This window comes from Microbacterium sp. M28 (assembly GCF_025836995.1).
Classification (GTDB): Bacteria; Actinomycetota; Actinomycetes; order Actinomycetales; family Microbacteriaceae; genus Microbacterium.
The window spans coordinates 1,385,872-1,405,868 of sequence record NZ_CP107546.1 but is presented as its reverse complement, the minus strand read 5'-3'; the positions used below and the strand labels follow the sequence as shown (position 1 = coordinate 1,405,868).

General features: G+C 68.5%; 22 protein-coding genes. 8 read left to right on the top strand and 14 right to left on the bottom strand.

All coding sequences use genetic code 11. From position 1 onward, the window contains the following. The first annotated feature begins 36 nt into the window (after positions 1–36). A complete protein-coding gene (locus OED01_RS06950; protein ID WP_264157642.1) occupies positions 37–732 on the top strand; it encodes an ABC transporter ATP-binding protein in 696 nt (231 codons plus the stop codon). Next, positions 729–2,048: an FtsX-like permease family protein gene (locus tag OED01_RS06945; protein WP_264157641.1), complete on the top strand. Its 1,320-nt coding sequence runs from the start codon at positions 729–731 to the stop codon at positions 2,046–2,048. The genes OED01_RS06950 and OED01_RS06945 overlap by 4 nt, the downstream gene beginning before the upstream one ends. Positions 2,049–2,065: 17 nt before the next feature. Here OED01_RS06945 and mutM read toward each other — a convergent pair whose 3' ends face one another. From mutM to OED01_RS06915, 6 genes are all read right to left on the bottom strand, one after another. Further along, on the bottom strand, positions 2,066–2,938 hold the full coding sequence (gene mutM / locus OED01_RS06940) for a bifunctional DNA-formamidopyrimidine glycosylase/DNA-(apurinic or apyrimidinic site) lyase (protein WP_264157640.1): 873 nt from the start codon (positions 2,936–2,938) through the stop codon (positions 2,066–2,068). Next, entirely contained in the window at positions 2,931–3,623 is a 693-nt protein-coding gene (gene rnc, locus OED01_RS06935) for a ribonuclease III (RefSeq protein WP_264157639.1), read from the bottom strand. Before rnc ends, mutM begins: the two co-directional genes overlap by 8 nt. Before the next feature lie 17 nt (positions 3,624–3,640). After that, the gene (gene rpmF, locus OED01_RS06930; RefSeq protein WP_042541694.1) at positions 3,641–3,850 is read right to left on the bottom strand and encodes a 50S ribosomal protein L32; all 210 of its coding nucleotides are present in this window, start codon (positions 3,848–3,850) and stop codon (positions 3,641–3,643) included. A 2-nt stretch (positions 3,851–3,852) separates the two neighbouring features. After that, positions 3,853–4,350: a YceD family protein gene (locus OED01_RS06925; RefSeq protein ID WP_264157928.1), complete on the bottom strand. Its 498-nt coding sequence runs from the start codon at positions 4,348–4,350 to the stop codon at positions 3,853–3,855. A gap of 83 nt (positions 4,351–4,433) precedes the next feature. Beyond that, positions 4,434–4,931, bottom strand: a complete 498-nt coding sequence (gene coaD / locus OED01_RS06920; protein WP_264157638.1) for a pantetheine-phosphate adenylyltransferase — start codon at positions 4,929–4,931, stop codon at positions 4,434–4,436. Between the two features lie 62 nt (positions 4,932–4,993). Next, positions 4,994–7,165 carry an ATP-dependent DNA helicase RecG gene (locus tag OED01_RS06915; protein ID WP_264157637.1) on the bottom strand — a complete coding sequence of 724 codons (2,172 nt, stop codon included), beginning with the start codon at positions 7,163–7,165 and terminating at the stop codon, positions 4,994–4,996. A 77-nt stretch (positions 7,166–7,242) separates the two neighbouring features. On the opposite strand from OED01_RS06915, the gene rsmD reads away from it, so the two are divergent. Then, positions 7,243–7,818: a 16S rRNA (guanine(966)-N(2))-methyltransferase RsmD gene (rsmD, locus tag OED01_RS06910; protein WP_264157636.1), complete on the top strand. Its 576-nt coding sequence runs from the start codon at positions 7,243–7,245 to the stop codon at positions 7,816–7,818. On the opposite strand, the gene thiL is transcribed toward rsmD, so the two are convergent. Then, the gene (thiL, locus tag OED01_RS06905) at positions 7,788–8,783 is read right to left on the bottom strand and encodes a thiamine-phosphate kinase (protein WP_264157635.1); all 996 of its coding nucleotides are present in this window, start codon (positions 8,781–8,783) and stop codon (positions 7,788–7,790) included. The two genes, rsmD and thiL, sit on opposite strands and share 31 nt — an antisense overlap. A gap of 23 nt (positions 8,784–8,806) precedes the next feature. Here thiL and OED01_RS06900 point away from each other — a divergent pair, with 23 nt between their 5' ends. Beyond that, positions 8,807–9,316, top strand: coding sequence for a DUF3515 domain-containing protein (locus OED01_RS06900; protein ID WP_264157634.1), 510 nt, complete (start codon positions 8,807–8,809; stop codon positions 9,314–9,316). Positions 9,317–9,322: 6 nt separating this feature from the next. Here OED01_RS06900 and OED01_RS06895 read toward each other — a convergent pair whose 3' ends face one another. The 7 genes from OED01_RS06895 to OED01_RS06865 all read right to left on the bottom strand — a co-directional run bounded on the left by OED01_RS06895 (position 9,323) and on the right by OED01_RS06865 (position 16,875). Continuing rightward, positions 9,323–10,411, bottom strand: coding sequence for a D-alanine--D-alanine ligase family protein (locus OED01_RS06895; RefSeq protein ID WP_264157633.1), 1,089 nt, complete (start codon positions 10,409–10,411; stop codon positions 9,323–9,325). After that, positions 10,311–11,450: an NAD(P)H-dependent glycerol-3-phosphate dehydrogenase gene (locus tag OED01_RS06890; protein WP_264157632.1), complete on the bottom strand. Its 1,140-nt coding sequence runs from the start codon at positions 11,448–11,450 to the stop codon at positions 10,311–10,313. Before OED01_RS06890 ends, OED01_RS06895 begins: the two co-directional genes overlap by 101 nt. After that, positions 11,440–12,195, bottom strand: a complete 756-nt coding sequence (locus OED01_RS06885; RefSeq protein ID WP_264157927.1) for a lysophospholipid acyltransferase family protein — start codon at positions 12,193–12,195, stop codon at positions 11,440–11,442. The genes OED01_RS06890 and OED01_RS06885 overlap by 11 nt, the downstream gene beginning before the upstream one ends. Positions 12,196–12,200: 5 nt before the next feature. Further along, positions 12,201–13,565 (bottom strand): UDP-N-acetylglucosamine 1-carboxyvinyltransferase, encoded by a 1,365-nt coding sequence (gene murA, locus OED01_RS06880; protein ID WP_264157631.1) that lies wholly within the window; start codon positions 13,563–13,565, stop codon positions 12,201–12,203. 73 nt (positions 13,566–13,638) lie between these two features. Further along, positions 13,639–14,235 (bottom strand): 3-isopropylmalate dehydratase small subunit, encoded by a 597-nt coding sequence (gene leuD / locus OED01_RS06875; RefSeq protein ID WP_264157630.1) that lies wholly within the window; start codon positions 14,233–14,235, stop codon positions 13,639–13,641. Between the two features lie 2 nt (positions 14,236–14,237). Continuing rightward, positions 14,238–15,695: a 3-isopropylmalate dehydratase large subunit gene (gene leuC / locus OED01_RS06870; RefSeq protein WP_264157629.1), complete on the bottom strand. Its 1,458-nt coding sequence runs from the start codon at positions 15,693–15,695 to the stop codon at positions 14,238–14,240. 163 nt (positions 15,696–15,858) lie between these two features. Continuing rightward, positions 15,859–16,875: a TerC family protein gene (locus OED01_RS06865; RefSeq protein ID WP_264157628.1), complete on the bottom strand. Its 1,017-nt coding sequence runs from the start codon at positions 16,873–16,875 to the stop codon at positions 15,859–15,861. Between the two features lie 193 nt (positions 16,876–17,068). Here OED01_RS06865 and OED01_RS06860 point away from each other — a divergent pair, with 193 nt between their 5' ends. The 4 genes from OED01_RS06860 to OED01_RS06845 all read left to right on the top strand — a co-directional run bounded on the left by OED01_RS06860 (position 17,069) and on the right by OED01_RS06845 (position 19,996). After that, positions 17,069–17,698, top strand: coding sequence for a TIGR00645 family protein (locus OED01_RS06860; protein ID WP_264157627.1), 630 nt, complete (start codon positions 17,069–17,071; stop codon positions 17,696–17,698). Between the two features lie 74 nt (positions 17,699–17,772). Further along, positions 17,773–18,330, top strand: a complete 558-nt coding sequence (locus tag OED01_RS06855) for an RNA polymerase sigma factor (RefSeq protein WP_264157626.1) — start codon at positions 17,773–17,775, stop codon at positions 18,328–18,330. Beyond that, positions 18,327–19,400 (top strand): DUF4349 domain-containing protein, encoded by a 1,074-nt coding sequence (locus OED01_RS06850; protein WP_264157625.1) that lies wholly within the window; start codon positions 18,327–18,329, stop codon positions 19,398–19,400. The genes OED01_RS06855 and OED01_RS06850 overlap by 4 nt, the downstream gene beginning before the upstream one ends. Before the next feature lie 59 nt (positions 19,401–19,459). After that, on the top strand, positions 19,460–19,996 hold the full coding sequence (locus tag OED01_RS06845; RefSeq protein WP_264157624.1) for a winged helix-turn-helix domain-containing protein: 537 nt from the start codon (positions 19,460–19,462) through the stop codon (positions 19,994–19,996). The last annotated feature ends 1 nt before the right edge of the window (position 19,997 follow it).

Genomic DNA, 19,997 nt, shown 5'->3' with positions numbered 1-19,997 from the left:
GATGTGCCGGGTGTCGCGGTCGACGAGGCTGAAGACATGAATGCTCCTGTCCTCACCGCTCACGCCCTGCACAAGTCCTTCGGCACCACCCGTGCCCTCGCGGGGGTCGACCTCGCCGTCGCGCGCGGGGAGTCCGTCGCGATCATGGGCGCTTCCGGTTCAGGCAAGACGACGCTGCTGCACGTGCTCGCCGGCATCACCGTTCCGGACTCCGGCCGTGTCGCGTTCGCCGCGGCATCCGGAGCCACCGTCGACGTGACGGGCCTCGGAGAAGGCGAGCGCTCGCGACTGCGGCGCGAATCGTTCGGCTTCGTCTTCCAGCAGGGGCTGCTGATCCCCGAGCTCACGGCGATCGAGAACGTCGCCCTCGCCCTCATGATCAATGGGACGCCCCGGCGCGCTGCCGAAGAGCACGCCGCGGGCTGGTTGGCCTCGCTCGGGCTCGCCGGCATGGAGCAGCGCCGCATCGGGGAACTGTCCGGTGGCCAGGCGCAGCGCGTGGCGATCGCACGCGCACAGGTGACCGGCGCGGAGGTCGTCTTCGCGGACGAGCCGACGGGAGCGCTCGACTCGCAGACCTCGTCCGAGGTCATGGACGCACTGCTGTGGTCGACCACGGGGCAGGGACGGACGCTCGTCGTCGTGACCCACGACTCGTCCGTGGCGCAGCGGTGCTCGCGCGTCGTGCACGTCCGCGACGGTCGGATCATCCCGACGGAGGTGGCCGCGTGAACCCGCGCGTGCTGGCTCTGCTGCTGCGCCCATCGCGCGGAGCGGGAGCCGTCGTCGGACTGCCCATCGTCGCATTCGGCATCGTGACGACCCTCGTGCTGACCGTCATCGGCGGTGCGCAGACGTTCTGGACCTGGACGGATCCGGACGGCTTCCTCTATCAGGGCCTCGCGGCGATCGCTCTCGTGCTCCTCGTGGTGCCGCTCGCCGGTCTCGGCGGCGCGGCGGCCCGCCTCTCGGCGCGCCGGCGCGACGAGCGGCTCTCGACCCTGCGGCTGCTCGGCGTCTCCCCCGCCGGCGTCGTCGTCGCCACCGTGATCGAATCGGTCGCCGTCGCCGCAGTCGGCGCCGCCGTCGGTGTCGTCGGCTATCTCGCGCTCTCGCCTGCGATCGGGCTCATCTCCTTCCGCGGCGAGCCGCTCGGCTGGGCGGGAGTCCTGCTGCCGGTCGACACGGTCGCGCTGGTGTTCCTCGGCGTGCTGCTGCTCGCCGCGATCAGCGCGGCGATCGGACTGCGCCGGGTCGTCATCTCGCCGCTCGGCGTCCGCATGCGCACCGACGTGCCGAAGGCGCACTGGATGCGCGCCGTCGGCGCACTGCTCATCATCGCCGCGGCGTTCGTCGCCATGCAGGTGTTCCCCGGCCTGGGTGGATTCATCGTCACGATCATCGTCGTCGCCGGCATCTTCGCCGTGGGCCTCGCAGTGCTGAACCTGATCGGCCCGTGGGCGGTCTCGGTGCAGGCCCGGCGACAGCTGCGCCGGGCGGAGAGTGCGGAGCGGCTGCTGTCCGCACGTCTCGTCCTCGAATCCCCCAAGACCGCGTGGCGTCAGGTCAGCGGCATCGCGATGGCGAGCTTCATGGCCGTCTTCGCCGGCAGCGGTGTCGCCGTCATGGACACCATGGGCGCCTCATCGAACCCGGCGGATCTCGCGCTGGTCGTCGACATCCGCACCGGATTGATCATCACCCTCATCGGGTCGTTCCTCATGGTCGCGGCATCCGTCGGAGTCAACCAGGCGGCCGAGATCCTGGACCAGCGGGACCTGCACCGGAGCCTGCACCGGCTCGGGATGCCGCTGCGGACGCTCGACACGGCCCGTCGCCGCGCGGTCATGTCTCCGCTGCTTCTGACGACGCTCGGCGCCGCCCTGTGCGCAGCGGTGCTGATCTTCCCGCTGATCGGGATCGCCCTGATCGTCGCCCCGCTGTCCCTCGCCACGATCGCCGTCGTCATCGCGGCCGGGATCGCCCTGGTGTGGGCCAGCACCCGCGTGACGCGACCGATCCTGGAACGGAGCTTCATCGAGGCCTGATGGCGTGGCCCGTGGTGTCAGACGGCCGCTCGGCGGCGCTGGCACCGCGGGCAGTAATGGCTGGAGCGGTTCATGAACGCCTCGCGGCGGATCGCCCCTCCGCACCGAGGGCACGGCTGACCGCCCCGTCCGTACGCGTTGAGCGAGTGCGCGAAGTACCCCGCCTGGCCGTTGACATTCACGTACTGCGCGTCGAAGCTCGTGCCGCCCTCGGCCAGAGCCTTCTCGAGCACGAGACGCACTTCGGCGAGCAGTCGGCGCAGCGCCTGCACGGACAGCGCTCGTCCTTCGGTCTCCGGGTGGATGCGCGCGGCCCACAGCGACTCGTCCGCGTAGATGTTGCCGATGCCACTGATCAGCGTCTGGTCCAGCAGGATGCGCTTGATCGCGCTCGATCGGCGGCGAACCGCCACGATGAACGCGGCATCGTCGAAGGCGGGATCCAGCGCATCGCGCGCGATGTGGCGGACCTGGCTCGGCACGAGATCGACGCCGTCCGGCACCAGTGCGTCGACGGCGAGAGAACCGAAGGTCCGCTGGTCGGCGAAGACGACCGCGAGGTCCCCGTGCGCCGGGTGGTGGATGCCGAGGCGGATGCGCTCGTGCCGTTCCGCCGGAGCATCCGGTGCGCGCAGCAGCATCTGCCCGCTCATCCCGAGGTGCGCCGTCAGCGCGCGATCCGCGCCGACCAACGGCATCCAGAGGAACTTGCCTCGTCGCTCGGCTCCGGCGATCGTCGCGCCTTCGAGGAGTCCTGCGAAATCGGCGGCGCCGGCCGGATGCCGCGTCAGCGATCGCTCGTCGAAGACGGCGACCGAGCCGATGACGGCGCCGATGACCGCCGGCGCGAGCCCGGCACGCACGACCTCGACTTCGGGGAGCTCAGGCACGATCGCTGAGCATCCGCCACGCCGTGAGCGCTGCGGCCATCTCTGCGGTCTTCTTGCTGGTGCCGTCCCCCGTCGTCGACACGTCGCCGACGACCACCGTCGCCGTGAAGCGCCGGTCATGGTCTGGTCCGTCGGACTGAACGGAGTACTGCGGCGGCGGCGAGCCGACGCGCGCGGCGAGCTCCTGCAGGCTCGTCTTCGGGTCCATCGCGGCGCCGTAGCGCTCCGGGTCGGCGAGCAGGGGTTCGGTCAGGCGCAGCACGAGGCCGGTCGCGGCATCCGCACCCGCTGACAGGTAGGTGGCGCCGATGACCGCTTCCATGGTGTCCGCGAGGATGGAATCCTTGTCGCGGCCGCCGGTCTGCTCCTCGCCGCGTCCGAGCAGCAGGTGGTCGCCGAGGCCGATGCCCCTGGCGACCTCTGCCAGGGCGACCGTGGAGACGACGCTCGCGCGTCGTTTGGCGAGCTGGCCCTCATCCAGGTCGGGATGCGTCGTGAACAGCATCACCGTGACGGCCTGCCCGAGAACCGAGTCCCCAAGGAACTCGAGGCGCTCGTTGTGCGGGATCGCACCGTGCTCGTACGCGTACGAACGGTGGGTCAGGGCCAACGCCAGAAGCTCAGGGTCGATATCGACCCTGAGCTTGGCGATGAGCAGAGCTGTCCCTGCGGGGACCTCTGTCACGATCGTGCGACCGTGGTTCAGACGTCTGCGACCTTGCGGCCCTTGTACTCGAGGAAGAGCTCGGTGCCCTGCGAGTCGGTGACGACCTTCGCCTGGTGCGGACGGCTGTAGACGGTCTTGCCGTTCTCAACGGTCTTGACGAGCGCGATGGGCGCCGCCTTCCACTGCGCGCGACGCGAGCGGGTGTTGGAACGGGAAACCTTGCGCTTCGGGGGGTTACCGGCCATGGCTAACTCTCTTCTGTGTTCTCGGGCGCGCGGGTGTCTTCCGCGCCCCCCTGGTCTGCGATCTGTTGGAGCGCACTCCATCGAGGATCGATGGGAGCGGCAGTCTCTGCCCCGGTGCTCTCGGTCAGTCGCTCACCCGTGATCGGGTCAAGACCCGGGCAATCCGGCTGACACACCGGCTGAAATGGAAGCGACAGAACCGCCGCATCCCTGACCAGAGTTTCAAGATCCACGTGGTCGTCTTGAACCTCGAAGTCAGTTTCTTCCTCACCAGGATACGCGAAAAGCTCCTGGAACTCGACTTCGACAGGCGCAGAGATGTCTGTGAGGCATCGACCGCACACGCCGACGTACGTTCCGTCCGCCGTTCCGGACACCAGGATGCCCTCGTGGACGGACTCCAGACGCACGTCCAGCTCCAGGTCGGAACCGGCCTGCAGAGACACGATTCCCTCACCCCACTGCTCGCGCAGCGGCACCGTGAAGGCATGCTCGCGCATCTCGCCCGGATGCCGGACGATGTCGCGGACGGGCAGCACGAAGGGTCCGTTGAGTCGGGATTTCACTCTTCGAGTCTACCGGCTCAGATGCCGCGCGCTCCGGTGTCGAGGAACTCGGCCACCGCGCGCGGGACGAACGGCGAGACGTCGCCGCCGAGACCGGCGACCTGACGCACCAGCGAGCTCGACACGAGTGCGTGCGACGGATCCGGCAGCAGGAAGACGGTCTCGATGTCGGCGAGGTGCCGGTTCACGATCGCCATCGGCGTCTCGTACGCCACATCGATCTGCGACCGGATGCCCTTGACCAGCACGCCGGCGTTCACGTCACGCGCGTAATCGACGAGCAGGCCCATGCTCCACGCGCCGACGACGATGTTGCCGGACATGCCGTCGTCCGCGATCGACTGCTCCAGCAGGCTGAGCCGCTGGGCGATCGGCAGCATCGCCTCCTTGCCCGGGTTGTGCACCACGAGGACGTGGAGTTCGTCGTACAGCTTCGCCGCACGACGGATGACGTCGAGATGACCAAGGGTCGGCGGGTCGAAAGAACCCGGTACGACAGCGATCCGGCTGCTCACTTCGGCTCCTTCGCTCGCTCAGTACGGCGCATGCCACCAGCCTAGGGCACCGCGAGAACGCCTCAGTTCTTGGCGAGAGCCGCGCGGTCCTCCGCGCTCACGCGTCGGGCGATCGCCGCACTCAGGCCCGCATGCCGGTCCAGGAGCGGGTCGGCGTCCAGGATGTCCTCGGCGAGGCTGCGGGCTCGCGCGATGAGCCCGCTGTCCTTCACCACGCGCAGCAGCTTCAGCGACGAGCGGATGCCGGACTGCGTGGACCCGAGCACATCCCCCTCGCCGCGGAGGTCGAGATCGACCTCCGCGAGCGCGAACCCGTCCAGGGTCGCGGCGACCGCTTCGACCCTGTCACGCGCGAGCGTGCCCTCCTCTGCTTCCGTCACGAGCAGGCACAGCCCCGGCACGCCGCCTCGACCGACGCGTCCGCGGAGCTGATGAAGCTGCGAGACCCCGAACCGGTCGGCGTCGAGGATGATCATGGTCGACGCGTTCGGCACGTCGACGCCGACCTCGATGACCGTCGTGGCGATCAGCACGTCGATCTCGCCGCGCGCGAACGCCTGCATCACGGCATCCTTCTCGTCCGCCGGCATCTTCCCGTGCAGGACGGCACGGCGCAGGCCCGCGATCCTCGGATGCGTCGCGAGCGCTTCGTCCAGTTGCACGACGCCCCAGCGCGGTCCTGCCGCGCCTTCGGGGGCCGGCGGCTGATCGCCGACCTCGGCCGTCTTCGCCGCGGTGTCGATCGCCGCGCACACGACGAACACCTGACGTCCCTGGGCCACCTCCTCCGCCGCGCGCTCGAAGACCCGCGCGAACCAGCCGGGGTGCTCGGCGAGCGGGGCGACGAAGGTCTCGATGCCCGCTCTGCCTGCCGGCATGGTGCGGATGACCGAGGTGTCGAGATCGCCGAAGACCGTCATCGCGACCGTCCGCGGGATGGGCGTCGCCGTGAGGACGAGCGCATGCGGGCTGGAGCCCTTGGCACGCAGCGCCTCGCGCTGTTCGACGCCGAAGCGGTGCTGCTCGTCGACGACGACCAGGCCGAGGTCGGCGAACGTGGTCTTCTCCCCCAGCAGAGCGTGCGTGCCCACCACGATCAGCGCCTGCCCGCTGGCCACTCGGAGAGCCGCCTTCCGACGAGCGGGAGCGGACATCTGTCCGGTGAGCAGCGTCGGCATGACGAGGGGCGACAGCTCCGGCCCCAGCATCTTGGTGATCGAGCGCAGATGCTGCCCGGCGAGCACCTCAGTGGGGGCGATCAGGGCGGACTGCCCGCCGGACTCGGCGACCTGCAGCATCGCGCGCAGCGCCACGAGCGTCTTGCCCGATCCGACCTCGCCCTGCACGAGGCGGTTCATCGGCCAGTCGCCGACGAGATCCGTCGCGACCTGGTCGCCGACGGTCCGCTGGTCGGCGGTGAGCTCGTATGGGAGAGCGGCGTCGAACCGCTTGAGGAGACCGCCCGGGGTTGCTGGCCGGCGCGTAGCGCTCAGCATCCGCACGAAGGCGCGCTGCTGCAGCAGCGCCGTCTGCAGCACGATGGCCTCGTGCATGCGCAGCGTGCGCACGGCCGGGTCGATGTCGTTGCGCGTCTCGGGGCGGTGCACCTGCACGAGAGCGGTGCGCGCGTCGAGCAGGCCCTCGGCCGCACGCACCTCGGGCGGCAGCGGGTCAGGCACGTCCGTGAGCTGCGGGAGAACCCGCTCCATGTGCTTCTGCAGCGTCATGCTCGCGACCGTCGCCGTGGCCGGGTAGATCGGGATCGGCCTGGTCGATCGGATGTCGGCGCGCTTCCGAGCCTCGAGCTCGTCGTCGAACAGTTCGTAGTCGGGATGGGCGAGCTGCATGGTCTCCCGATAGAACCCGACCTTCCCCGAGAAGATTCCGCGGCGGCCCGGCTCCAGCTGGCCCTTGCGCCAATCCGCCTGCTGCTTGTTCTTGGCGAAGAACGTCAGATTCACCTGGCCGATGCCGTCACTGATGGTCACCTCGACCATCGCGCCCGACCGGTTCCGCATGACGCGGACGCTCGACGAGACGATCTGCGCGACGATCGTCACCATCTCCCCGGGCGGCAGATCGACGATCGGCGTGAGTTCACCAGGATCCGCATATCGCCTCGGGTAGTGCGAGACGAGGTCGCCGACCGTCACCATTCCGAATGCGCGCTCCAGCGGCTTCGCCGCCTTGTCGCCGAGCGCCAGAGTCAGCGGCGCATCGAGACTCAAGGACATGGCTTCGAGTCTAGAAGGGGCGGCGGACGTCGTTCCGACGACCCCGCGCCGATCCGCCCGTGTCATAGGGTGATCAGGTGACGAGGATCATCGCAGGACAGGCGGGCGGACTCCGTCTCGCCGTCCCCGCGGCTGGCACCCGGCCCACGAGCGACCGGGTCCGGGAGTCGCTGTTCGGGGCCCTGGAGTCCGCGGATGCCTTCGACGGCGCTCGGGTACTCGATCTCTATGCCGGTTCCGGTGCCCTCGGCCTCGAAGCCCTCAGTCGCGGCGCGGCATCCGCCGACCTCGTCGAGCTGTCCAAAGCGGCGGCGGGCGTGGTCCGCCGCAACGCCCAGGCGGTCTCGCGCATGACCGGTCGACCGGCGCAGGTGCACCATCTCGGCGTCCACGCCTACCTGCTGCGGGCGACGGGACCCTACGATCTGGTGTTCTCCGACCCGCCGTACGACATCGACGACGCCGCCATGACCGCGGACCTGATCGCGCTCGCTCCCCTGCTGTCCGATGATGCGCTCGTGATCATCGAGCGCGCCAGACGGTCGACTCCGCCCGATCTCGGGGCGGCCGGTCTCGAGCAGATGCGATCCAAGGTGTACGGCGACACCGCGCTGTGGTGGGCTCAGCCGGCGGCCGAATCCCAGTCGCGGTAAGGGTCCCAGCCGGCGACGTCGACGGACTCGCCGTCGCACAGGACGCCCGCCGCTCCGCGCTCCACGACCGTGCCGATCACCCGGAACCCGGGTGCGAGACGGTCGGGCGGGAACGTGGCCAGCAGCGCATGATCCTCACCGCCTGCCAGTGACCGCAGCGGGTCCGCGCCGAGTGCGTCCCGGCGCAGATCCAGCGTGACACCGGACGCGTCGGCCAGGCGACCGGCATCCAGCGCCAGGCCGTCCGAGACGTCCATCATCGCCGTCGCACCAGCGGTCGCCGCCATCGGGCCGAGCCCGATCGGCGGACGGGGCCGCAGCTGCGCGGCCACGGCATCCGACTCGCCGTCCGCGAGCATCTCCCGTTCGACGGGCACCGGCGTCTCCCCGTCACGGAAGCGGCCGAACAGCACCGCGAGGCCGTGAGCGGCGTGCCCCAGCTCGCCGGCGACCGCCACGACATCGCCAGGCTGTGCTCCTGCACGCGTCACAGCGGCGCGTCCTTCCAGGTCTCCCAGTGCTGTCACGGCGATCGTCAGCACATCGGACGTGGTCAGGTCGCCGCCGACGACCGCGCACCCAGGCGCCAGGGCGTCGCACGCCTCACGGAACCCGTCTGCCAGACGCTCGACGAACGACAGCCGCAGCTCGCGCGGGACCGCCAGCGCCACGAGCAGCGCCGTCGGACGGGCCCCCATCGCTGCGATGTCGGCGAGGTTGACCGCTGCAGCCTTCCAGCCCAGGTCGTAGCCGTTCGACCAGGCGAGCCGGAAGTCGGGACCGTGCACGAGCGTGTCCGTGGTCGCGACGACCGATCCGCTCGGAGCGGCGATCACCGCGGCGTCGTCACCGGGGCCCAGCAGCGTGTGGTTCGCCGGCGGCGTCCGCGTGAGGATCGCCCGCAGGATCTGTCCTTCGGAGAGTTCTGACAGGCGCGGATCATCGTCGGCGGAGCGAGAGGGCATGCTCTCAAAGGTAGCCTGGAAGCATGCGTTCCCGTCTTGCCGTCGCCGCCGTCCTCCTCGCCGGGACGGCCCTGCTCGGCGGATGCTCGACGACCGTCCATCTGGAGCCGGCGGCCGATGCGAACGATCCGCTCTGCGCGGATGTCATCGTCAGCCTGCAGAACACCAAGACGCTCGCCGGTCAGGACCGGCGTTGGACGGATGCCCAGGCCACCGCTGCGTGGGGAACAGACAGCTCGGCGATCCTGCTGACATGCGGCCTGGAGAAGCCTGCCCCCACGAGCGACCTGCAGTGCGTGACGCTCGAGGGCGTCGACTGGCTCGTCGACGCCTCGGAGACGCCGTACGTGCGTCTGACCACCTACGGGCGAGAACCTGCCGTGCAGATGTACGTCGACACCGAGGCCGTCAGCTCCAACGATGTGATCAGCAACCGCGGCATCGTCGGCGCCATCACGTCCATCCCCGCGGAATCCGCCTGCACGGCTCCCGATCAGCTTCCCGAGGACTACGAGGCGGATGCCGAGGACTGACGCCTCTCAGCGCGACAGCCCCGCCTCGATCAGCTCGGTGATGAGCTCGGAGTAGCTCAGCCCCGACGCGATCCAGCACTTCGGGAACATCGAGATCGGCGTGAAACCGGGCATCGTGTTCAGCTCGTTCACGACGAGCCGGCCGTCCGGCGTCACGAAGAAGTCGACACGGGCCAGGCCCTTGCCATCGACCGCTTCGAACGCGCGGACCGCGGTCTCCTGCAGCTGCGCGATCAGCGCCTCATCGACGTCCGCAGGGCACACGATCTCGACGCCCTCACCGCCGAGGTACTTGCCCTCGAAGTCGTAGAAGCTCCGCGATGTGAGCACCACTTCGCCGGGGAGCGACGCGCGCGCACGGGCCCCCTGGCGTCCGGCCAGCACGCCGACCTCGATCTCACGGCCCTCGACCCGCGATTCGATGAGGACCTTGTCGTCCTCAGCGAAGGCGACGCGCAGTGCCTCGTCCAGTCCTGCCCCGTCGTCGACGCGCGAGACGCCCACGCTCGAACCGGCACTGGCGGGCTTGACGAAGACGACAGAACCCAGCGCGGCGATCTGGGCACGCACGCCCTCCGGATCGACCGCCCACTGCGCGCTGCGCACCGTGATCCCCGGCGACACCGCGATCCCGGCCGAGGTGAGTGCGAGCTTGGTGAAGTGCTTGTCCAGGCAGACCGCGGAATCGAGGATCCCACAGCCCGCGTACGGCACCTCGAGCACGTCGAAGAAGCCCTGGATGGCGCCGTCCTCGCCGTGCAGGCCGTGCAGCAGCGGCAGCACGACATCGATCTCGCCCAGGTCGGCGATCGCCCCGTCGGCATGGACCACCCGGAGCGTCCTGTCGCCATCCGGCTCCGGCCACCGGACACGGGTGCCGTTGTCGACGACCTCGGGCAGCTTCTGCGCGTCGAGCGCGAACTTCGCCGGGTCGTCGGCCTCGAGGACGAATGCACCCTCGCGAGTGATCCCGACCGGGATCACGTCGTAGCGATCACGATCGATCGCGTTCAGCACCCCGCCCGCCGTCGCGGAGCTGATCGAGTGCTCGCTGGAACGCCCGCCGAAGAGCACCACCACCGTCTGCTTTGCCATGATTGGTCCTCTCCCCCTGCGGGGTGTCGTCGTCGGTCGTCAGGTGGGGCGCGATGTCGCGCGGGTTCATGGTGCCGTCGAGCACCATCTTCACCTGCTGAACGATGGGCATGTCCACGTCGGCTTCGTGCGCGAGCTGGAGAATGGGGGCCACGGACGCCAGTCCCTCGGCGGTCTGCTGCATCTGGGCCACCACGTCCTGGAACCCGTACCCCTGGCCGAGAAGGCGACCGGCGGTGTTGTTCCGGCTCAGCGGAGACTGACAGGTCGCGATCAGGTCGCCGAGACCGGCGAGTCCCTGCAGCGTCTCGGGCTGCGCGCCGTAGGCGACGGCGAAGTCCGTCATCTCGACGAGGCCGCGGGTGATGATCGACGCCTTGGTGTTCTCGCCGTAACCGACGCCGTCGACGATACCGATCGCGACGGCGATGAGGTTCTTCAGCACGCCGCCGAACTCGGTGCCGATGACATCGGTGTTCACGAAGGTGCGGAAGTAGGCGTTGCGCGCAGCACGGGCTACCGTCTCCGCGGTCTCCTGGCTGACCGACGAGATCACGGCGGCCGTCGGCTGCTCCCGAGCGATCTCGAGCGCCAGGTTGGGACCTGACGCCACGGCGATGCGCGCGGGGTCGCACTCCAGCTCGTGCTCGATGACCTGGCTCATCCGCTGACCGGTGCCCCGCTCGACGCCCTTCATCAGGCTGATGATCGGCGCGGAGCTGTCCTCGATCAGCGGCCGGAGCGTCTTCAGGTTCTCACGGAGCGTCTGGCTCGGCACCGAGAGGTAGATCTGGTCGGCGCCGTCCAGCGCCTTCGCGAGGTCGTGGGTGGCGTTGATCGACCGCGGCAAGTTGATCCCGGGGAGATACCGCGAGTTGCGCTTGGCCTCGGCGATCTCCTGCGCGAGCTCTGGCCGACGCGCCCACATGGTCACACCGGCACCGCCGTCGGCGAGGATCTTGCCGAACGTGGTGCCCCAGCTGCCGGCGCCGACGACGACGACCTGCGGACCGGCGGCGGGGATTCGTCTAGGAGTCAAGGCGACCGGTCTCCTTCTGCCCGTGGTCGGTCGGGTTCCACCGCTGCTGCGGGGCCTTCTCGTGCCTGATCTGCTCGAGCAGAGCGGTGATCGCGTCCATCAGTCGGGTCGTGGCCTCGTTGAGGGCCGCCTGGTCACCGGAGCGACCCTTCAGGTCGGACAGGTCGATGGGGTCGCCGATGATGACCTGGACCGGCTTGCGCGGCGGCCACAGCTTCAGGCCCTTCTGGTAGCGCCCCATGATCTCCTGCGTGCCCCACTGCGCCATCGGGATGAGCGGGATGTCTCCGGCCAGCGCCAGTCGCACAGCTCCGGACTTCCCGCGCATCGGCCAGAGATCCGGATCGCGCGTCAGCGTGCCCTCGGGGTACACGATCACACCGCGGCCGTGCTCGACGAGATCCTTCGCCTGCGCCATGGTCTGCTTCGCGGCGGCGCCGGATGCGGCACGGGCGACAGGGATCATCCCCGTGGCCCGCAGAGCCGCGCCGACGACCGGAACCCGGAACAGGCTCTCCTTCGCCATGAAGCGCGGCGCGCGGCCGATGCGCCACACCGCCACCGCCACGACGAGGGGGTCGAACTCCGAGTAGTGGTTCGGAGCGAGCACGAACGCACCGTCGCGCGGCAGCTTCTCCTTGCCGACGAACGTCATCTTCGTCAGGTAGGACATGAACGGAAGGACGACGGCGGCGAGCAGCCACCAGACGCTCGGACGGGACTTCTCGGGTGACCGGGAGCCCATGCTGCTCACCGGACGACGTCGAAGTCGGCGCCGAGGGCGTCGAGCTTGTCCAGGAACTTCTCGTAGCCGCGGCTGAGGATGTCGACACCGGAGACCTGGGACTGCCCCTGCGCGGTGAGCGCGGCGATCACGTGGCTGTAGCCTCCACGCAGGTCGGGCACGACGATGTCCGCGCCGTGCAGCGGCGTCGGTCCCGTGATGACGGCCGCCTGCTCGAGCTCGCGGCGCGGAACGCGGCGCGGTCCGTTCTGCAGGCCGTGCGGGTGCACCACGATGTCGGCGCCCATCTTCACCAGGGCCTGGGTGAAGCCGAAGCGGTTCTCGTACACCGTCTCGTGCACGATCGAACGGCCCTCGGCCTGCGTGAGCGCGACGATCAGCGGCTGCTGCCAGTCCGTCATGAAGCCTGGGTGCACGTCGGTCTCGACGATGACCGGCTGCAGGTCTCCCCCGCGGCGGAACAGGATGCCGTCCTCCTGGATGTCGAACCACCCGCCGGCCTTGCGGAAGACGTTGAGGAACGTGAGCATCTCCTGCTGCTTCGCGCCGCCGACGAAGATCTCGCCGTCGGTCGCGAGGGCGGCTGATGCCCACGAGGCGGCCTCATTGCGGTCGAAGATCGAACGGTGGTCGTAGCCGCGCAGCGAGTCGACGCCCTCGATCAGGATCACGCGGTTGGGCTCGTAGGAGATGATCGCGCCCATCTTCTGCAGCACGGCGATCAGATCCATGATCTCCGGCTCGATGGCGGCGTTGCGCAGCTCGGTGGTGCCCTCGGCGCGGACCGCCGTCAGCAGCACCTGCTCGGTGGCCCCGACGCTCGGGTACGGGAGGTGGATGCTCGCACCGTGCAGGCGCTGCGGAGCGGAAAGGCGGATGCCGCTCGGAAGCTTCTCGACGACGGCGCCGAACTTGCGCAGCGCGTCGAGGTGGAAGTCGATCGGACGGTCGCCGATGCGGCATCCGCCGAGGTCGGGGATGAACGCCTGACCGAGACGGTGCAGCAGCGGTCCGCAGAAGAGGATCGGGATGCGCGACGCACCGGCGTGCGCGTCGATCTCCTCCATGTGCGCCGATTCGACTCCGCTGGGATCGAAGATCAGCGAGCCGGGCTCATCGCCCTCCTCGACGCGGACGCCGTGGACTTCGAGCAGCGATCGCACGACGGCGACGTCGCTGAGGTCGGGCACATCGCGCAGCGTGCTGGCGGTCTCGCCGAGCAGCGTCGCGACCATCGCCTTGGTGGCGAGGTTCTTGGCGCCCTTCACATCGACGCGTCCCCGGAGCGGGTGTCCTCCGCGGATGGCGATGACATCTCCGCTCAGTGCGGGGACGCCGTCCTGGAGTACGTCGCGCAGGGGTGTCGTCATTCGGGGCCTCACTTCGTTTCCACGGATCACGGCACGTGCCGCTGGGGCGGATGCCCCGGGCTCACGGTCCCGTTCAGAGAACGGGAAGGGTCCGTGGCCGCCACGCTTCGCGGCGGGCCTCGAACTGCGCGATCTTGTCTTCGTTGCGCAGCGTGAGCCCGATGTCATCGAGCCCTTCAAGGAGCCGCCATCTAGTGTAATCGTCGACGCCGATGGTGGCCTGGAAGTCGCCGATCGTGGCGGTGCGCGCCTCGAGGTCGACGGTGATGGAGCGACCGGGCTCCTCGTCGATCAGCGCCCAGATCGTCTCCAGGTCCTCTTCGGAGATGGTCGCGGCGAGCAGACCCTGCTTGCCCGAGTTACCGCGGAAGATGTCCGCGAACCGGGGGCTCAGCACGACCGTGAAACCGAAGTCGCGCAGGGCCCAGACGGCGTGTTCACGGCTCGAGCCGGTCCCGAAATCGGGTCCTGCGACGAGCACGGATGCGCCCTGGAACGACTGCTGGTTCAGGACGAACTCCGGGTCCTGTCGCCACGCGTGGAACAGCGCGTCGTCGAACCCCGTCTTGGTGACGCGCTTGAGGAACACCGCAGGGATGATCTGGTCGGTGTCGACGTTCGAGCGCTTCAGCGGGGCCGCGATGCCGGTGTGTGTGGTGAACTTCTCCATGATCAGGCTCCGATCAGCTCGTCGGCGGGTGCGAGATCGCTGGGACTGGACAGCGTGCCACGGACGGCGGTCGCGGCGGCGACCAGCGGGGACACGAGGTGCGTGCGGCCGCCCTTGCCCTGTCGGCCTTCGAAGTTGCGGTTGGAGGTCGAGGCGCAGCGCTCCCCCGGGGCGAGCTGATCGGGGTTCATGCCGAGGCACATCGAGCAGCCCGCGAAACGCCACTCGGCGCCGAAGTCGGTGAAGATCTTGTCCAGGCCCTCGGCCTCGGCCTCCAGACGCACGCGAGCGGAACCGGGCACGACCATGACGCGGACGCCCTCGGCCTTCTTGCGGCCCTTCACGATCGACGCGAAGGCCCGAAGGTCCTCGATGCGGCTGTTGGTGCAGGAGCCCATGAAGACGGCATCCACGGGCACCTCCTTGAGCGGGGTGCCCGGCGTCAGAGCCATGTACTCGAGCGCACGCTCGGCGGCGGCGCGCTCGTTCGGGTCCGCGATCTCCGCGGGGTCCGGCACGAATGCCGAGAGCGAGCTGCCTTGGCCGGGATTGGTTCCCCAGGTCACGAACGGCTCGAGTTCGTTCGCGTCGATGAAGACCTCGGCGTCGAAGGCCGCCCCCTCGTCGGTGGGAAGCGTGCGCCAGTAGGCGACGGCATCCTCCCAGTCCTGGCCCTGCGGCGCGTGCGGCTTGTCCTTCACGTACGCGAACGTCGTCTCGTCCGGTGCGACCATGCCGGCGCGGGCGCCCGCCTCGATCGACATGTTGCAGATCGTCATGCGCCCCTCCATGGAGAGAGCGCGGATCGCACTGCCGCGGAACTCCAGGACGTAGCCCTGTCCGCCGCCGGTGCCGATCTTCGCGATCACCGCGAGGATGATGTCCTTCGCGCTCACGCCGGGCTTCAGCTCGCCCTCGACCGTGATGGCCATGGTCTTGAAGGGCTTGAGCGGCAGGGTCTGCGTCGCCATGACGTGCTCGACCTCGCTGGTGCCGATGCCGAAGGCCATCGCGCCGAACGCGCCGTGCGTCGAGGTGTGCGAGTCACCGCACACGACCGTGATGCCGGGCATGGTCAGGCCGAGCTGGGGGCCGACGACGTGCACGATGCCCTGCTCCGCGTCGCCCAGCGAGTGGATGCGGACGCCGAACTCCTCGGCGTTGCGGCGCAACGTCTCGATCTGCGTGCGGCTGGTGAGGTCGGCGATCGGCTTGTCGATGTCGAGCGTCGGCGTGTTGTGATCCTCGGTCGCGATCGTCAGGTCGAGCCGGCGCAGCGGACGGCCCTCGGTCCGCAGACCGTCGAAGGCCTGAGGGCTCGTGACCTCGTGCACCAGGTGCAGGTCGATGTAGATGAGATCCGGTTCGCCGTTCTCGCCCTTCACGACGAGGTGGTCATCCCAGACCTTCTCGGCGAGCGTGCGAGGGCGGGCGGGAATGTCTGATGCGTCGATGGTCATGCGTCTTTCGTCTCCGGGAATCGCAGGGCGGCCCACGCTGGACACCGCGACGAGAAAGGCCTAGAACGAGGTCTCGTCGCGGCTGCTAAGAAGGAGAACCACCCGCCGCATGTCGGTCAGCTTACACCGATGCGGCGGGTGGTCAGGGCCCCGTGACGCCGGGTCAGTGCGTCGGCGGCTCGGGGTGCAGCTCCTCCGGCGCACGGCGCTTGTCGTTCGCCGACGCGATCAGGCTCGCGACCGTGGCGACGCCCATCGACGCGACGATCACCGTGAGCGACAGCCAGATCGGGATGTCCGGCGCCCACTCGATGTGCTCGCCGCCGTTGATGAACGGCAGCTCGTTGACGTGCATCGCGTGCAGGATCAGCTTGATTCCGATGAATCCGAGGATGACGGCGATGCCGTAGTGCAGGTAGCGCAGTCGGTCGAGCAGATCGCCGAGGAGGAAGTACAGCTGGCGGAGACCCATGAGAGCGAAGATGTTCGCGGTGAACACCAGGAAGCTGTTCTGGGTGATGCTGAAGATCGCAGGGATGGAGTCGATCGCGAACATCAGGTCGGTGACGCCGATCGCGACGAAGACGATGATCATCGGCGTCCACATCCGCTTGCCGTCGACCGTGGTGCGCAGCTTGCCCTGGTCGTACTCGTCGCTGATGTCGATGCGACGGCGCAGCAGTCGAACGATGAAGTTCTCGCGCTTGACCTCGCCCTCGTGGTCGCCCTCCGGTGTCGCCTGACGGATCGCGGTCCAGATGAGGAACGCACCGAACAGGTAGAAGATCGGCGAGAAGTTCTCGATGATGGCCACGCCGAGGATGATGAAGATTCCTCGGAGCACGAGGGCGATGATGATGCCGACCATCAGCACCTGCTGCTGCAGGCGCCGCGGCACGGCGAACTGGGCCATGATCAGCACGAAGACGAACAGGTTGTCGATCGACAGGCTGTATTCCAGTGCCCAGCCGGTGAGGAATTCACCGGCGTACTGGCCGCCGGCGATGACGTAGAGCAGCCCGGCGAAGATCACGGCCAGACCGACGTAGAAGGCCACCCAGAGGGAGGACTCCTTCGTCGAGGGGATGTGCGGACGCAGCCGCACCAGGAGGAGGTCACCGATGAGGATGAGAGTCAGAACCACCAGCGAGGTCACTTCGAACCAGATGGGGATTTCCAAGGGCGCACGGCACCTTTCGAGAGGGGACGGGAAAAGGCCGAAAGTCTCTCCCACGCACGGTGTGCGCCGCACCCCCGGAGCAGCGCTGTCGGTGCTCGTGATGACGAGGGCGCGAGGACGGGATACTCCCTCTCGCAGGTATTCATCGTAGCGGAGGATCGACACGACGACCGGACATGATGGAATAGTCGCCGTGACCTCTCAGATCGACACCGCTGCTGACCCGCTCGAGACCACGCCGCGCAACCCCTGGGCGAAATCGATCGGGTCGCTGATCTTCGTCAGCCGCTGGCTGCAGGCGCCCCTGTACATCGGCCTGATCATCGCCCAGGTCGTCTACGTCATCGTGTTCATGGTCGAGTTGTGGCACCTGATCACGGAAGACGTGTTCGGGAACATCACGCACATCAACGAGGCGACGATCATGCTGAGCGTCCTCGGCCTGATCGACGTCGTCATGATCGCGAATCTGCTCATCATGGTGATCATCGGCGGGTACGAGACGTTCGTGTCGCGGATCAACGTCGACGGGCATCCCGACCAGCCCGAGTGGCTCTCGCACGTCAACGCGAACGTCCTGAAGGTCAAGCTCGCGATGGCCATCATCGGCATCTCCTCGATCCACCTCCTCAAGACGTTCATCGCCGTCGGCTCCATGGACGAGAACGGCGTCGACTTCGAAGGAACGGTCTACACGCCGACCGGCGTGCTGTGGCAGGTCGTCATCCACATGGTCTTCATCGTCTCGGCTCTCGCACTCGCCTGGATCGACCGGATGTCCCAGAAGACGCTCACGGAAGCGCACGCGCAGAACCAGCACTGACGGCATCCGATCCGATCTGAGACGATGAGGCATCCGTCGACACTTCCGAGGTGAGAGACACCGAACGGAGCAGGATGCCTGAGCGATCGGAAGACCAGGAATGGGCGGCAGCGGCTGCTGCCGGCGATGAGCGCGCGTTCCGCACGATCTACCGTGCGCACGTACGGCCGGTGTACTGGATCGCACACGGCATCCTCGGATCGGTCGTGGATGCCGAGGATGTCACGCAGGAGACGTTCGTCGTCGCCTGGCGCAAACTTCCGACGCTCGAGCTCGCGGGCGAATCGCTGCTGCCCTGGCTGGCGACCATCTGCCGGTTCCAGGCGGCCAATCGCCTGCGTCGGCGGATCCGCGACCGCGAACACACGACCGAGGCACCCGATGCGACGATCGCCGACACGGTGAACGTCGAGGATCAGGTCATCTCGGCCGAGTTGGCCGAGCGCATCGCCGCAGAGATCGGCACGCTCGGCGAACTCGACCGCGAGATCTTCCGGCTGTGCGCGTCAGAAGGCTACGCCTACCAGGCCGCAGCCGAAGAGCTCGGCGTCAGCCACGCGGTCGTCCGCAACCGTCTCTCCCGAGTGCGCACGCAATTGCGAGGCACCGTCCAGGAAGTGAGAGACGCATGAACGATCAGAGCACCGCCCTCCCCGAGCTGTCCGACGAGGCCGTCGCCCGTATCGAGGACGGTGTGTTCGAGCGGATCGCCGACGAACCGGCACGAGTCGCGTCCGCATCCGCGCCTGGGCGGAGCAGGCGTCGGCGCTGGCTCACCGGCGCCGGGATCGCCGCCGCTTTCGCGCTCGGCATCCTGATCACGCCACCCATCCTGAACGCCGTCTCCCCGACGTCCACGAGTGCGGACATGAGTACCTCGGGCGGGTCCGTCGCCGAGGTCGCTCCCGAATCGGGCGTCGTCGGCCTGGACGGGACGGCCGTCGAGGATTCCGCGTCCGTCGCGACGAACCCGGAGCAGGCTGCCGGTGCCGGCGAAGGCGATCGCGAGATCATCGCAACGGCATCGGCGACGGTCGAGGTCGCCGAGGTCCCCGCGGCCGTCAGCGTGATCGGAGACATCGCCGACGAGCACGGCGGGTACGTCGAGAGCACCAGCATCTCCAGGGCTGAGGCCACCGACTCGTCGATGCCGGTCCCGCCGGAAGGCGGGTACGGGTGGATCAGCATCCGCGTTCCGTCCGAGGATCTGACCGCCGTTATCGCCGAGCTCGACGACGCCGGCGAAGTGGTGTCCTCCTCGCTCACGAAGCAGGACGTCACCTCGACGGCGATCGACCTGCGCGCCCGCGTCGAAGCCCTCGAGGCATCGGTCGCCCGGCTGACCGAGCTGATGTCGCAGTCCGGATCGGTCTCCGAGCTGATCGAGGCGGAGGTCGCACTGACGGACCGGCAGGCCGAGCTGGAGTCGTACCAGCAGCAGCTGGCTGCGCTCGAAGATCAGGTCGCGATGTCGTCGCTGCAGATCGAACTCGTCCCGGAGACGAAGACGGCCGAGGCCGACCCTGCCGGGTTCTCCGACGGCCTGCAGGCTGGCTGGAACGGCTTGATCGTATCGCTGAACGCCCTGGTGATCGCGCTCGGATTCCTACTGCCGTGGATCGCCGTCGCCGCGGTGGTGCTCGTGATCGTCTGGCTGACCCGACGGGCACGGCGGCGTAGTCGAACGGACGAGAAACCCTGATTTTCCGGGGTATACAAGAACTCTTGTGAGAACTGCGGGTCGCGCCTAGCGTTGCCTGCGTGGAAAAGATCTCCGTCATCACCGCCGTGCACCATCCGCTGCGCCGGCGCATCATCGACCACCTGCAGCTGCACGACGCGACACAGGTCGGCACGCTCGCCCGGGTGTTCGATGCACAGGTGGGAAGTATCAGCCACCATCTGCGGATGCTGCAGAAAGCCGGGGTCGTCGAGCAGGTCGACGACCCGACGGGTGACCGGCGGACGAGCTGGTGGCGGCTGTCGCGCCGCACATTCACCTGGTCCGAATCCGACTTCGACTCCCCCGCGGACGCCCTGCTGGCACGCGAGGCTCAGCGTGCGAACGTACGCCATCAGCTGGAGCTGCTCCAGCGCTGGCATCGCGTATCGCCCGACAGCGATGTCGAGGGATTCGCGACGGACGCGCTGAAATGGGCGACCCCGGCGGAGTTGCGCGATCTCGGACAGCGCCTGACGGCGCTGCTGGACGAGTGGGGCGCCGGGATCGACCGCGAAGACGGGCAGGAGCGCCTGCCGGTCTTCTTCTTCGCGCACGGCTTTCCCACGGAGGTGTGAG